14 protein-coding genes are annotated in these 12731 nt (G+C 70.3%); 13 read left to right on the top strand and 1 reads right to left on the bottom strand.

Annotated features, from left to right (window positions below; all coding sequences use genetic code 11):
* Positions 1-217: 217 nt before the first annotated feature.
* From ACFUNE_RS31660 to ACFUNE_RS31715, 12 genes are all read left to right on the top strand, one after another.
* Positions 218-1189, top strand: a complete 972-nt coding sequence (locus tag ACFUNE_RS31660; protein ID WP_383575118.1) for a fumarylacetoacetate hydrolase family protein — start codon at positions 218-220, stop codon at positions 1187-1189.
* Positions 1186-1941, top strand: a complete 756-nt coding sequence (locus tag ACFUNE_RS31665; protein WP_383575120.1) for an SDR family NAD(P)-dependent oxidoreductase — start codon at positions 1186-1188, stop codon at positions 1939-1941. Before ACFUNE_RS31660 ends, ACFUNE_RS31665 begins: the two co-directional genes overlap by 4 nt.
* A gap of 1262 nt (positions 1942-3203) precedes the next feature.
* Positions 3204-3512 carry a gas vesicle protein gene (locus tag ACFUNE_RS31670; RefSeq protein ID WP_383575122.1) on the top strand — a complete coding sequence of 103 codons (309 nt, stop codon included), beginning with the start codon at positions 3204-3206 and terminating at the stop codon, positions 3510-3512.
* Positions 3513-3686: 174 nt separating this feature from the next.
* Positions 3687-4136: a gas vesicle structural protein GvpA gene (locus ACFUNE_RS31675; protein ID WP_383575124.1), complete on the top strand. Its 450-nt coding sequence runs from the start codon at positions 3687-3689 to the stop codon at positions 4134-4136.
* 5 nt (positions 4137-4141) lie between these two features.
* Complete coding sequence (locus ACFUNE_RS31680; protein WP_383575126.1) at positions 4142-4855, top strand: GvpL/GvpF family gas vesicle protein; 714 nt, start codon at positions 4142-4144, stop codon at positions 4853-4855.
* Positions 4856-4875: 20 nt separating this feature from the next.
* A complete protein-coding gene (locus tag ACFUNE_RS31685; RefSeq protein ID WP_383575128.1) occupies positions 4876-5145 on the top strand; it encodes a gas vesicle protein GvpG in 270 nt (89 codons plus the stop codon).
* Positions 5146-5311: 166 nt separating this feature from the next.
* Entirely contained in the window at positions 5312-6148 is an 837-nt protein-coding gene (locus ACFUNE_RS31690) for a hypothetical protein (RefSeq protein ID WP_383575130.1), read from the top strand.
* Entirely contained in the window at positions 6141-7304 is a 1164-nt protein-coding gene (locus ACFUNE_RS31695; protein WP_383575132.1) for an SRPBCC family protein, read from the top strand. The genes ACFUNE_RS31690 and ACFUNE_RS31695 overlap by 8 nt, the downstream gene beginning before the upstream one ends.
* Before the next feature lie 24 nt (positions 7305-7328).
* Entirely contained in the window at positions 7329-8153 is an 825-nt protein-coding gene (gene gvpJ, locus ACFUNE_RS31700; RefSeq protein WP_383575134.1) for a gas vesicle protein GvpJ, read from the top strand.
* Positions 8150-9115 (top strand): GvpL/GvpF family gas vesicle protein, encoded by a 966-nt coding sequence (locus ACFUNE_RS31705; RefSeq protein WP_383575135.1) that lies wholly within the window; start codon positions 8150-8152, stop codon positions 9113-9115. The genes gvpJ and ACFUNE_RS31705 overlap by 4 nt, the downstream gene beginning before the upstream one ends.
* Positions 9034-9321 carry a gas vesicle protein gene (locus tag ACFUNE_RS31710; protein WP_383575137.1) on the top strand — a complete coding sequence of 96 codons (288 nt, stop codon included), beginning with the start codon at positions 9034-9036 and terminating at the stop codon, positions 9319-9321. The genes ACFUNE_RS31705 and ACFUNE_RS31710 overlap by 82 nt, the downstream gene beginning before the upstream one ends.
* 409 nt (positions 9322-9730) lie before the next feature.
* Positions 9731-10090, top strand: coding sequence for a gas vesicle protein K (locus ACFUNE_RS31715; RefSeq protein WP_383575139.1), 360 nt, complete (start codon positions 9731-9733; stop codon positions 10088-10090).
* 189 nt (positions 10091-10279) lie between these two features.
* Here the strand turns inward: ACFUNE_RS31715 and ACFUNE_RS31720 are convergent, their stop codons facing one another.
* Positions 10280-11755 carry a cytochrome P450 gene (locus ACFUNE_RS31720; RefSeq protein ID WP_383575256.1) on the bottom strand — a complete coding sequence of 492 codons (1476 nt, stop codon included), beginning with the start codon at positions 11753-11755 and terminating at the stop codon, positions 10280-10282.
* Between the two features lie 737 nt (positions 11756-12492).
* On the opposite strand from ACFUNE_RS31720, the gene ACFUNE_RS31725 reads away from it, so the two are divergent.
* Positions 12493-12708, top strand: coding sequence for a hypothetical protein (locus ACFUNE_RS31725; RefSeq protein ID WP_383575141.1), 216 nt, complete (start codon positions 12493-12495; stop codon positions 12706-12708).
* The last annotated feature ends 23 nt before the right edge of the window (positions 12709-12731 follow it).

Raw genomic sequence — 12731 nt, forward strand, 5'->3', positions numbered from 1 at the left:
CGAAGGGCACCGGCTCGATGACCACACGCGCTCCTCGTCCGGCCGACTGCCGTCTCCTCTTCCTTGAGGACGTCACGACGTGGGTCGAGGACAGGGGGCATGCCCGCTCCGGTCGTCGAGCACATGCGCCAGATGCACACCGACATCAGCGACGTCACCGAGATCGGCGAGCCTGATACGCATCCACCTCGACCGCCCCCTCTTTCAGGAGCCGCACATGCGTTTCGCCAGCTTCGAGCACCGACACCGCCCCCGTGTGGCCGTCGTGGAGGAGGACGGCACTCTGTACCGCCTCCCCGGCGTCACCTCACTCACCGAACTCCTGAGGGAGGTCGGCGGGCTCCAGGGCCTCCTCGCCGCCGGTGCGACCGCTTTGGACGTACCGCCCGGCCCGCACGTCTCCCAGGTTCGGCTGCTCCCTCCCCTGCAGCCCTCGTCCATACGGGACTTCGTGACCTTCGAGGAGCACGTGGAGGGCGTCCGCCGCGCCGTCGACGGCGTCGCCGGCGTCCCCGAGCAGTGGTACGCGGCGCCGACCTTCTACTTCACCAACCCGCACGCCGTGTACGGCCCGCACGACACGGTGCCGATGCCCCCGGGCTCGTCGGCGCTCGACTTCGAACTCGAAGTGGGCGCGGTGATCGGCCGCGAGGGACGCGATCTCACCCCCGACCGGGCCCGGGACCACATCGTCGGCTACACCGTCTTCAACGACTGGTCCGCCCGCGACCTCCAGTCCGCGGAGATGAAGGTCGGCCTCGGCCCCTGCAAGGGCAAGGACACCGCCACCACCCTCGGCCCCTACCTCGTCACCGCAGACGAACTGGAGCCGTACCGGGACGCCGAGGGACTGCTGCGCCTCGCGCTCACCGCCGAGGTGAACGGTGAGGTGATCGGCAAGGATCTGCTCTCCAACATGAGTTGGACCTTCGAGGAGATGGCCGCCTATGCCTCGCGCGGCACCCGGGTCGTGCCGGGTGACGTCCTGGGTTCCGGCACGTGCGGCAACGGCGGCTGCCTCGCCGAACTCTGGGGCCTGCGCGGCGAACAGACCCCGCCCCCGCTGAAGCCGGGTGACACGGTGAGCCTCACCGTCGAGGGCGTGGGCACCCTGAACAGCACGGTTGTCTCCGGCGTGGTGCCTCTGCCTCTGCCCGCCGGCCGCCGTCGCGACCGGGAACGGCCGTGAACGAGGGGTACGGCAGGAAGCTCCTGGGCAAGGTCGTCGTCGTCACGGGCGCAGCACGCGGCCAGGGCGCCGCCGAGGCCGCGGCCCTCACCCGCGAGGGCGCCCGCGTCATCGCCACCGACGTCGAATCCACTGACGGCTGCCGCCGTCTCGACGTCATCAGCGAGAAGGACTGGGCCGATCTGGCCGCCGAGCTGCGCGAGGCGTACGGCGAGGTGCACGGCCTGGTGAACAACGCGGGCATCACCTGGCGCGCCAGGATCGGGGAGGTACGGCCCGAGGACATGGCGCGCGTCCACGCGGTCAACGTCACCGGTCCGCTGCTCGGAATTCAGCACCTCGCGCCGCTCATGCCTGCCGGCTCCTCCGTCGTGAACGTCGGCTCCTCGGCTGCTCTGACCGCCCACTACCCGGTCGCCTACACGACCAGCAAATGGGCGCTGCGAGGCCTGTCGAAGACGGCGGCTCTGGAGCTCGGCCCACGTGGCATCCGCGTCAACACCATCCACCCGGGCTATATCGAGACCGAGATGACAGCATCGGCCGCTCCCGCCTTCCGGGAGGCCAACATCCGCGAGACTCCGCTCGGCCGCACCGGCAGCGTCGGCGACGTCGCCCCGCTGGTCGTCTTCCTGCTGTCGGACGAGTCGTCGTTCATCAGCGGCGCCGAAATCCCGGTGGACGGAGGCATGACGGCGCACGGCGGCGTCAAGTCCGTCTCCGACGCACTTCGGCAGGCCGGCAGCTCGTGAAGCGACTCGCAGGAAAGGTATCCCTGATCTCCGGCTGCGCCTGGGACGAGGCCTGGTCGCCGAGTCCAAGGGTGGGGTGATCGCCTTGACTCGCCGGCCGGCCGCGGCAGGCACCGCGCACGGAATCCGGGCCACGCCGCCGTCCGGGGCTGACGATCAAGCCCGATGTCCGGGCCCCGGCAGCGACGGCGGACGAGGGCGGCGAGGCCCGGTGGCTGGGCCTGGTCTGCCTGGCGTGCGGGCGGCACTCGGCAGACCAGAACGCCAGGTACTGCCGTGCCTGCGGGGAGCCGTACCCGGAGCGTTGACCGCCGGCCCGGGTACGGCTCCCGGGCTCAGGCGATCGCGCCGGCCATCTCGGTCGCGCCCGACTCCGTGCCGTCCGCGTACGGGACGGTGAGGCGGTAGAAGAGCGTGGTCGCCCTCGGCCGGTCGGCGTCGTGCCACGACATGAGATCGGAGATCTCGCCCGTGCCGAGGAGGTCGAACGTTCGCGTCGCCGGGTTCCAGCGGCGGATGTTGAATCTCGCCCACCGGGGTCCAGTTCCACTTCCCGTCGGCGGACGTGCCGCGCAGCACCCGGTAGTGGTCGAGTGACGGGTCGCCGCCCGCCTTCCAGGAGACCGTGACACCGTTCTCCGCGGGGACCGTGGCGATGCCCTCGATCGGTGCGGGCGCGGTCGTGTTGCCCGCGACGGAGACCTGGAGCAACAGCCTGTGCCGCAGACTCGAGGACAACCGGGCTGGCAGCAGTCATGACAGAACCCCTCAGGCGAAGGCTCGCACCGACGACGCCGAGGTGCCGGCCAACACCGCCTTCAGTCCGTCACCCTCGCCGGCAACCGCCTGCTCACGCGTGCAATGGACCAGCTCGGCCGGCAGCTACGCCTGGTCTTCGGCCGACTGCACGAACTGGCTCAGATGCTCACCCAGCACCCGGCTCTGCTCCGATACACCGCCGACGGCGATCCAGGAGGCAGCAGGGGCTGCCGCACTGCTGCCTGTTCGCGGTTGTGGCCTAGGTCACCCGCGTGTCGAGGGCCCCGACGTCTCCGGGGTCGAGGGCCCTCGACCCCGGTCTCCCAAGGGTTCATCGTTGCTTGAGCAACTGTCTGTTATCGCGTCCTCACCCCCATAATTGGCGGCTCGATAAAATTCTTCGACACGTCTGCATAGGGTCCCGGAGCACGGGCACCCAACCGAAAGCATCATTTTCCATCGAGATGCGCCGACCGAAAGACGACGAATTACGGATCTGGATCATGACACCACCACGTGCTGAGGACTCCGATGAACGAAGTCCGCACTCCACGAAGATCACTGCCCGTTCCGCATTGCGTGCGGCGGCAACCCAGCTGACCGAGCTGACCGGTCGCGAACCCCACTCCGTCTCCTCCCTCCAACCCTCGGGCAGCGGCTGGACGGCCCATGTGGAGGTCACGGAGATCGAACGCATCCCCGACACGGCCAGCGTCATGGCGACCTATCGCGTCGACCTCGACAAGGCGGGCGAACTGCTGGGTTACGAGCAGACCCACCGCTATTCCAAGGGGCAGATCGACCGTCGTTGACACCTGGGCAGCACCCCTGGAAACACGTGTTCACCAGCCCTTTCACCGAGCTGTCCCGCGTGCGTCCACGGGGCCGACCTGCCCGCACCCACGGGTATCCGCGCCGTCGGCCCTCGCGTACCCACGAGTCCGGCGCGGCTCCGTGACCCCCTGCGACCAAGGAGTTCTCCACCCATGAGTGTTGTGCAGCAGAGCAGTGCCCCCGCCGCGTCCGGTGGTGGAGGCGGAGGTGGAACGCTCTACGACGTTCTCGAACTCATCCTGGACAAGGGGCTCGTCATCGATGCCTTCGTCCGGGTGTCCCTGGTGGGAATCGAGATACTCAAGATCGATGTCCGCATCGTCGTGGCGAGTGTCGACACCTATTTGCGCTTCGCCGAGGCCTGTAATCGGCTCGACCTGGAATCCGGCCGAAAGGCGCCGAGCCAACTGACCGATCTTGTCGGTGATATGACGGAGAAAGGGGCGAAGGGCAAGTCAAAAGGAGCACTGACGGGCGCTGTTGAGGCGTTCACCGATTCGTTCACGCAAGGAAACGACGGTGACGGCGACGAAGAGCCCGAGCAGCGCCCCCGCAAGGCCCCCGCCAACCGCCGTTCAGCACCGCGCCGTCGAGAGGACTGACCATCATGCCGACGTACGTCTACGCCATCACCCCGGGCGACCACCCGCTCGCCCTCGACGGGCTCCAAGGAGTCGGCCCCGACGGCAGCGAGCTGCGCGTGGTCCACGGCGCCGGCCTGGCAGCCGTGGTCAGCACCGCGCCCGAAGGGCTGCGGGCCAAGCGCCGCGACCTCGCCGCACACGACGCCGTCCTGCAGCAGCTCATGGCCGACGGTGCCGTACTGCCCATGCAGTTCGGTCTGTTGGGGCCCGACGACGCGGCTGTCGCCACCGCCCTCGACGAGCAGCAGGACGTCTACAGAGGCCGACTGGAGGACCTGGACGGTCGCCTGGAATACAACCTCAAGGTCTCCCGCGACGAGGCGGACCTGCTCCGGGAGATCCTGACCGGAAGCGACGAGGCCCGGCGTCTCAACGAGGACACCCGCCGGAACCCCGACGCCCGGGACACCAAGGTCCGGCTCGGCGAGATCATCTCGCAGGAGGTCCAGGAGCGGCAGCGCCGTACCGGCGAGGAGATCGTGGGCGCTCTCAGCCCCGCCGCCGTGAACAGCGCACCGGCCCAGGCGGCAGAACCCCATTTCCTGAACGTGTCGTTCCTGGTCGAGCGGGACAAGGCGGCGGACTTCTCGCAGGCCGTCCACGAGGACGCCGAGCGCCGCGGCGACGCCTACGCCTACCACCTGCACGGCCCGCTGCCCGCCTACAGCTTCGTCTGAGGAAGGTCACCCCCGTCGCCATGGGTCTGTTCTCGCAATTGGTCACGCTGCCGCTGGCACCGGTGCGCGGTGCGCTGTGGGTGACCCAGCAGCTCACCGAGACCGCGGAGCGCCAGTTCTACGATCCGGCACCGGTGCGAAGGGAGTTGATCGCTCTCGAACAGGAGCTGGTCGAGGGCCGCATCAACGAGCAGGAGTTCGACCGACGGGAGGACGAACTCCTCGACCGACTAGAGGTGTTGGAGGCCCAGCAGCAGCGTATAGCTGCGAACGGGCAGCCGCCCGGCTGAGGAGATCCGCTCCGTCCGGCCCGGCGGCACGAGCTGCTGCTCCCTGACGACCTCCCCACGTCGTTCCACCCGCCGTCCACGCTTCCGCACTGTTTCCCTCCCCCCTGTTCTTCCCTTCCGTTCATCCCATCTGTCCACCTACTTCCATCAACGAGGTGCACACCGCATGATGACCAACACAAAAATCGGCACAGCCCTGGTCGGGGGCTATCTCCTGGGCCGTACGAAGAAGGCCAAAGTCGCGATCGGGCTCGGAATGTTCCTGGCCGGCAAGAAACTGAGCCTGGACCCGCAGCAGCTGCTCAAGATGGCCTCCTCCAGCCCGCTGCTGGCCGGGCTCAGCGACCAGGTGCGGACCGAACTGGTCGGCGCGACGAAGACCGCCGCCAACTCGGCGCTGACCAAGCGCGTCAACCACCTCTCCGACTCACTCCACGAGCGTGCCCAGGGGCTCACCGACCCGGAGGCCACGGCCGACGAGGTCGCGGAGACCGGGAAGCGCGCGGCAAGCGCGTCGAAGGCGAAGGGCACGAAGACCCTAAAGAGCGTCACGGGCGCCAAGCGCAAGGGCGGAGACGACGCCGAGGAGTCAACGGGCGACTCGGACGGCGACCGCTACGACGACCCGGAACTCGAGTTCGACGAGGACCCGGATAGCGAAGAGGGCGAGGACGAATACCTGGACGACGAGGGTACGGAGGAGTACGAGGAGGACGACGGCCAGGAGGAGCCGGCGGCCAGGTCGCGTAACGCCTCGCGCTCCGCGCAGGCGACGAAGACCGCCGCCAAGAAGACCTCGGCGGCCCGCCGTCCGTCGTCCGGCTCCTCGTCCGCCTCGGCGTCTCCCACATCCCGCAGGCCGGCCTCGGCCTCCGGTTCCGCCGGCGCGTCCACGTCGGGTGCGCGCAAGAAGACGACCGCCAAGGGCTCCACGGCGGCCTCGTCCTCCGCCGGATCCCAGCGAAGCGCCGGCCGTCGTAAGAATGGGGGCGACCGTGGCTGAATCACCGTTCACCCAGATCAAGAAGTCCGTGGCCGACAACCCCGCCGCCGGCCGCCTGAAGGAAGAGCTCACCGGCTACCTGGAGGCGCGCGCCCAGCACGCCGTCAGCTCGCTGGGCCACAAGCTCGGCGAGACGGCCTCCCGGCTCGGCGAGCCCGGCCAGGGTGGTGGGTCGAACACCTGGAAGGCCCTCAGCAAGGGCGGGCAGGCGCTGGCCGAGGGCAAGTCACCGGCCAAGGCCGCTCTCTCCGCCGGGGCCTCGCACGCCAAGGACGTCGTCGCGGACAAGGTCAAGGGCCTGTTCGGCAAGGGGAGCAAGTCCGGTGGCGGCAAGTCCAAGTCGGTACTCATCAGCGAGGACATCGACGTCGGCGTGCCGGTGCGCGAGGCGTACGACCAGTGGACCCAGTTCCAGGAGTTCAGCACCTTCGCCAAGGGCGTCGTCAGTGTCGAGAAGTCCGACGACACCTCCAGCAACTGGAAGGTGAAGGTCGCCAAGTCCACCCGGAGCTGGAAGTCCAGCGTCACCGAGCAGATCCCCGACGAGCGGATCTCCTGGACGACCGAGGGCGCCAAGGGCACGGTGAAGGGTGTCGTCACCTTCCACCGCGTGACCGACAACCTGACCCGCGTCCTGCTGGTGCTGGAGTACTTCCCGAAGGGACTCTTCGAGAAGACCGGCAACATCTGGCGCGCCCAGGGCCGCCGGGCCCGGCTCGACCTGAAGCTCTACCGCAAGTTCATCATGATGCGCGGCGAGGCCACCGACGGCTGGCGCGGAGAGATCCGTGACGGCGAGGTCGTGGTCGACCACGACCAGGCCATGGAGGACGAGGAGAACGCCGACCAGTCCGACGACACCGAGTCCGAAGACGCCGAGTACGCCGACAGCGACTCCGAAGAGGGATACGACGACAGCGACTACGCGTACGAGGACGGTGATGACGCCGACTACGAGGACGCGGAGGAGGACGACGGCTTCGAGGCCTACGCCGAGGACACCGACGGCTCCGAGGACACGGACGAGGCGCACGGCTACGCCGACGACGGCTACGAGCAGGACGGCGCGTTCGACGAGCAGGAAGCACACGAGGGGGACCAGGAAGAAGCGGTAGCCCCGGCACCGCGCAGGCGCGCCGCTCCGGCGCGTCGCTGAACCCCACCGCAGGAGGCGTGACCCTTGTCCGAACCATTCGCCGCCGCTCGCATGGGCGGCCCCGCCGCAGCATCGTTGACCGGCCAGCAGCAGGGATCGTCGGCCAACCTCGCCGACATCCTCGAACGCGTTCTGGACAAGGGCATCGTCATTGCCGGCGACATCCAGATCAACCTGCTCGACATCGAACTGCTCACCATCAAACTGCGCCTGCTGGTCGCCTCGGTCGACAAGGCCAAGGAGATGGGCATCGACTGGTGGGAGAACGACCCGTCGCTCTCGTCCCGCGCGCCCAGGCCCGCGGGGCGGGAGGTCGTGCCTGACCAGAGTCAGCAGGCCCTGGAGATCGAGCAACTGCGTGCCGAGGTAGCGCAGTTGCGTGCGGCGCAGACTCAGTCGCCGGCCCTCGGGGAGCACGGGCCCGAGGATGCGCGCGAGCGCGTGGACCGGTGGGCTCGTCATGAGACCCTGCCGGATGCCGAGCCCGCGGACCGCGCGAACGAGCCGGTCCTGGAGCCCCCCGAGCCGGCCGCCGCACACGGAGAGGAAGTGCGTGCGACGGGGGCGGCGGCACGGCCCGCGCGGCGCAAGCCGGTACGGGCCGCACCGGAGGAGCGGGCCGCCCGGTCGGCGGCCCCTCGCCGGCCGGCACGCGAGCCGGTGGCGCGGGCATCGGGCGGTACGGAGGCACAGGAGCCCGGCGACGACGTGCCGGGCGAGCCCGCCCGTAGGACTCGGCGGGAGTCCGACCGTAGGCCTGCGCGGAAGCGCACCACCCAGTCGGCCGAGGAGCCCGCCGGGGGCGCCCGGCGCAAACAGCCCCGACGGGAAGGAGACCCGGAGCAGTGAACACCCCCGACCAGATCGTCCCGACCGACGAACTCTCACCGACTGCCCGTGGTGATGCCCCCGCCCCACCCGCCCCTCTCGTCTACGTCTACGCCGTAGCCGTCGACGGTGACGGTGACGGTGACGGCCTGTCGCAGTACGTCCACACCCTGGGTGGTCTCGGCGACCCGCCGCGTCTGATCCGGCACGAGGGCTTGGCCGCGATCGTTGCGGACGTCCCGCAGGACACCTTCAGCAGCGATGCGCTCAAGGAGCAGCTGGAAGATCTCGGGCGCCTCGAGGCTCTGGCTCGCGCCCACCACGGGTGCATCCAGGCGGCGGCCGCCCTGACCACACTGCTCCCGCTCCGCCTGACCACCGTCTACGTCGACGACGCGCGGGTGGCCGCGATGCTGTCCGAGAACGCCCCGGCCTTCCGGCAGGCGTTGGAGTTGCTGACAGGCCAGGTGGAGCTCGGCGTCAAGATCTTCGCCGACCCGGAGGCCGTCCTGGCGTCCTCCGCCCCGGCCACCGGCGGGGAGCGCACCGACGCGCCGTCCGGCGGGGCGGCCGACGGCCGGATCGGGAACAGCCCGGGCCGCGACTACCTCAAGCGCCGTCGCGCCCAGCGCACCCGCCAGGCGGACACCTACCGAGTGGCCGGCGCCGTGGCCCAGCGGGCCGTAGACACCGCCGCCGGCTACGCGACCGCTCACATCCCGCACCGCCTCCAACAGGGCGCGCTGGGCGCAGCCCGCGGCGAGAACCTGGTCAACGACGCATACCTGGTACCGGCGCAGTTCGTCGATGAATTTGCCGCCGCGCTGACGGAGTTGGTCGATGGGACGCCCGGCGTCGCCATCGAGGTGACCGGGCCGTGGGTGCCCTATTCCTTCACCGAATGGGCCCAGGCCCAGGCCCAGCCGGTGCCGACCCAGGCGACGGCAGGCTCCGGGCGGCTGCGGCCGGGGGACTCCGCGTGACGGAGAGCCTGAACACCGCCGGGTTCGACGACGAGTTGCCGTCCGGCCGGCAGGTAGCCCTCATCGACCTGCTCGACCGCCTACTGACCGGCGGTGCGGTCCTCACCGGTGATCTCGTCCTCTCCGTCGCGGACGTCGATCTGGTGAGGGTGAACCTGCGCGCGGTCATCCACTCCATCACGCCGGACAGCCCAGCACCCTGGTGATGGACTCCGGACGGCAGGCGGCACCTGGACCAGTCGGTGGGGAAGGCCCGACAGGATGGGCGCGCATGCGACTGTCCTCGCGACCGGTGCCCCGGCAGGCACGGAGCAAGCTCCCGGGCGCGTACGAGATCGCCAGGGTGCGCGGGGAGAGCGAAGGAGCACAGAGCACTACGGAGACCACGGAAGACCACGGACCACTACGGCCCGCGCAGGAGGCGAGTACATGCAGTCCGAATCGGCACCCCACGCCCTGGCCGGTGGCCGAGTTGGGGCGGAGGCCCTAGCTGAAGCCGGTGCCGGAGACTCGGCTGAGACCCGAGCAGAAGCCGGAGTCGAGACCCGGGCCGAGGTCGTGTCCGAGAGCCGAGCCGGTGCCCCACCGGCCCCGGCGGAAGGGAGATTGGAGGAGGTGGCGCAGGCGGCCGCGAACGCCTTCGGTCTGCTGCCCGCCGCCGCGGACGACGCCGGGTCGGCGTCCACCTCCTCCCCGGCCCGGCGGCTGGAGACCGACCCGGACACGGTGGAACGAGACCTGATCAAGCTGGTGCTCACGATCGTTGAGCTCCTGCGTCAACTCATGGAACGCACTGCGGTCCACCGCGTGGACCAGGGCGACCTGACCGAGGCGCAGGAAGAGCGCGTCGGCATGACCCTCATGATCCTCGAAGACCGGATGTCAGAGCTCTGCGACCGCTACGGGCTGACGATGCGCGATCTCAACCTCGATCTCGGCCCTCTGGGGTCGCTGCTGCCGCCCGGCCCGGCCTGACGCAGCGTCAGGCCGACGTCCCTCACTACTCGGCGGCCTTCGGACGGGAGGCCGGACCTCATGGCCCTGCAGCTGGGTCAGCCTCCCCGCAGTCAGGCACCTCATTGCCGCGGATGGGCCTTCTCCTCGTGCCCCTCCACGATGCTTCAGGGTGTTCGCCGAGGGTCCCTGCGAGGACAGCATCGTCTCCTACACCCCCGTCCCACAGCTGTCCCCGTTCGGGGTGCCGGAGCCCGACGGTCCTGGCACCCCGGGCTTCTTCACGTGACCACTTTCGGTGGAAGCCGCCCCGGAACGGGAATCGACGTTCGTGCTGGGCGGCGCCGGCGTGGTGTCGGCGAGTCGGGGTTCGCATGGTGTGGCGTACATGGTCAGGCCCTTCGGTGTCGGTGTGAGTTCCAGGCTCACGCCGATCTTGCGGCCCGGCCGCGCCGGGCGCAGCGTACGCGAGCCGGCCAGGGTCGCCAGAGCGACGGGCAGCATGGCATCGGCCGCGGCAGCGCCGGGGCAGTATCGGGGGCCCAGGCCGTAGGCGAGCAGCGCGGCGGGGGCCGGCGACGGCTCGCTGTGAGGGAGCCAGCGCTGCGGGTCGAACACGTCCGGGTCGGGGTAGCGGTCCCTGTCGCGGCGGAGGGCCCCCAGGGGCAGGGTGACCACGGCTCCGGCCGGGATCTGTACACCGCCCTGGCAGGTCTGGTGGCGGGTGCGGCGGACCAGGAACGGGATGCCGTGAAGGCGGGTGACTTCTTGAACGAAGGCGGTCGCGAGCGGGAGCTGGTGTGCTTGGAGGCGGCTCGTGTCGGGCGCGGCGTCGGCTTCGTCCCGGAGCGCTTGCTGGTAGTGCGGGTGGCGGCCCAGTTCGTAGCAGGCCCAGGCGAGAGTGGAGGCGCTGGTCTCCATGCCGGCGATCAGCAGAGCGCGAATGTCGCGCTGCACCACGTGGGGGTTCTCGGGAGCGGCGGATTCGAGCAGGGACACCAGGTCCTGGCCGTCCGGGTCGGGCCGGTGGCGGGCTCGCACCTGGCAGACGGCCTCGTCCAGTTCGGTGAGCGCGCGGCGGCAGGCGCGGCGCCGGGGCACGGGCACCCAGGGCCAGGGTGCGAGGGCGTAGCGCCAGAAGATGCCGCCGGACAGTGTGGAGCGGGCGGCCGCGATCTTGGACAGGGTGTCGGGAGTGAGCTCGCTGTTGAGGACACAGCTGACGAGGAGGCCGCAGGCGAGTCGGCTCATCTCCACCCGCATGTCGAGCGGCCGGTCCGCGGGCAGGTCGGCGAGAAGACGCCGGGTACGGGCCTGGACGCTGGGCCCGAGACCGGTGAGCCGGGACGCGGTGAACGCGGGCCTCATCACGGCGCGCCGCTCCCGGTGGGCGGCGCCCTCGAGGCCGACCACCCCGTTCCCGGTGAAGTCGCGCAGGCTCGGGTCCGGGCCCCAGAACCCGAAGGTGTCTTCATCAGTGCCGACCTTGCGCAGCAATGCCGGGTCGTTGACCTGGAAGGCGGTCGCCGGGCCGGTCCTGGTTCGGACGACCGGGCCCGCCTGGTCGAGTCGGGCCGCGAGGTTGGCCGGGTCCAGCCAGAACCGCAGGGCGTGGGAGTGGGCGAGCACTCTCGGGCCGGGCGGCACGGGCGGTTGTCCGGGGCAGGCTGTCCTGTCCACACTCATCAGCTTCGCTGTCCTGTCCACGTTCGTCGGCCTCCGCGGCTCCGGCCGCCAGTACGGGTGGCAACGATCAACTGCGGGGGTCGGTCACGGGTGGGCCGGCTCCGTCCGTCGCGGAGTTCGCGCCGGCGACGACGCCCGCACCCACACCGGCGTCGCCGGCCTGCACGGTGTCAGCACGGCCGGGGCCGGGACCGGCAGGTCTCAGGCCGTCATGCCGGCCGGGCGAGGAGGGGGATCCTGAGGCTCCTTCTCAGCACAGATGTACGGGCTGAGGAGGACCGACAGCGGGTGCTGCCCCGTACGGCTGCAGCAGGACCGGAACTCCCGGCGCGGCGGCCGCGCGACGTGCGCCCGCTACGGTGCCGAACCTCAAGACTGCGGCTGGTTCGGCCATGTGACCATGTGGACGTGTGGCGGCCGACCGGCCGCTATCACCAGCGCCCCGTACTTGACCGGTCCGGGCGACCGGGAACAGCCGGCCCGGTGGCTGGAGGAGGACACGCGGCTCGCCGGCCCACGGCGAGACCGGCCGGCACGGGCACAGCACGAAGCAGATCATCCTGTGGCGAACCGATCTGATCAGCGTGGTTCTGATCAGCGTGGTCGAGCCGGCCTGGCACTGCCCACGGTCGGCGCCCCTGGACTCCCGGTCCGGGGCACCTTCGCGTTCCGCCCCACCCTGCCGGTGCGCGCTGCCAGACTGTCGGATTGCCCCTTCACCCGCCAAGGAGACGCCTGTGGACCAAGGCCCCCGCCCCTCACTGTGGTCGATGTGTGCCGACTTGCTGTACCGCTCCCGCCTGTTCCTCAGCAAGGCGTCAGCGACGGCAGCTTCGGCGGAGGAGGCGATCCGGGACGGCAACGTGGCCTGGGAACACGCGAAGGCCATCAGGGCGGAGATCGCCGCCCTCGTCAGGGCCTGCTTCGGCTCGCCCGAGCCCGCCCCGGCCTGATCCGCCCGGCTCCTGTCAGTGCC

Origin of the sequence: Streptomyces sp. NPDC057287 (genome assembly GCF_042667905.1) — a bacterium.
In the GTDB taxonomy this organism is placed as follows: Bacteria; Actinomycetota; Actinomycetes; order Streptomycetales; family Streptomycetaceae; genus Streptomyces.